Annotated in this window: 1 protein-coding gene; it reads right to left on the bottom strand. The window is 46.3% G+C overall.

The window, feature by feature from the left end; all coding sequences use genetic code 11:
- Positions 1-34: 34 nt before the first annotated feature.
- The coding region (tuf, locus tag I6E83_RS14635; protein WP_197102976.1) for an elongation factor Tu at positions 35-1066 on the bottom strand (1032 nt) is incomplete at its 5' end.

Raw genomic sequence — 1066 nt, 5'->3', positions numbered from 1 at the left:
CTTTTGACTAACAAGTTAAATACTAGGATCAGTATTAAACGTTAACGTTAGCAACAACACCAGCGCCTACAGTACGGCCGCCTTCACGAATAGCGAAGCGAAGACCTTTGTCCATAGCGATTGGGTGGATAAGCTCTACGCCCATCTCAACGTTATCACCAGGCATTACCATTTCAGTACCGTCTTGTAATTGGATTGCGCCAGTTACGTCAGTAGTACGGAAGTAGAACTGTGGACGATAGCCGTTTAGGAATGGTGTGTGACGACCACCCTCTTCTTTGCTCAACACATATACTTCAGCGTCAAACTTGGTGTGAGGAGTGATTGAACCTGGCTTAGCAAGTACTTGGCCACGTTGTACGTCTTCACGCTTAGTACCACGTAGTAGTACGCCACAGTTTTCGCCTGCACGACCTTCGTCAAGCAGTTTACGGAACATCTCTACACCAGTACAAGTGGTTTTTTGAGTGTCACGGATACCAACGATTTCGATTTCGTCGCCAACGCGTACGATACCAGATTCAACACGGCCAGTTACAACAGTACCACGACCTGAGATTGAGAATACGTCTTCGATTGGCATTAGGAATGCTTTGTCAACGTCACGCTCTGGCTCTGGGATGTAGGTGTCTAGAACTTTCAATAGTTCTACTACAGCTGGTTGGCCATATTTTTCTTGTGAGCCTTTTAGGGCTTCAGTAGCTGAACCATGGATGATTGGCGTGTCATCACCTGGGAAGTCGTAGTCAGAAAGTAATTCACGTACTTCCATTTCTACTAGTTCTAGCAATTCTTCGTCATCAACAACATCACATTTGTTCATGAATACGATGATGTACGGTACGCCAACCTGACGTGAAAGCAAGATGTGCTCACGTGTTTGTGGCATAGGGCCGTCAGTTGCAGATACTACTAGGATTGCGCCGTCCATCTGGGCAGCACCAGTGATCATGTTTTTAACATAATCGGCGTGACCTGGGCAATCTACGTGAGCATAGTGACGTGCATCTGTGTCATATTCTACGTGTGAGGTGTTGATGGTGATACCACGTGCTTTTTCTTCTGG

Source organism: Psychrobacter sp. SZ93C1 (genome assembly GCF_015864635.1).
GTDB classification, from domain to species: domain Bacteria; phylum Pseudomonadota; class Gammaproteobacteria; order Pseudomonadales; family Moraxellaceae; genus Psychrobacter; species Psychrobacter fozii.
This window is presented reverse-complemented; position numbering and strand designations above follow the sequence as displayed.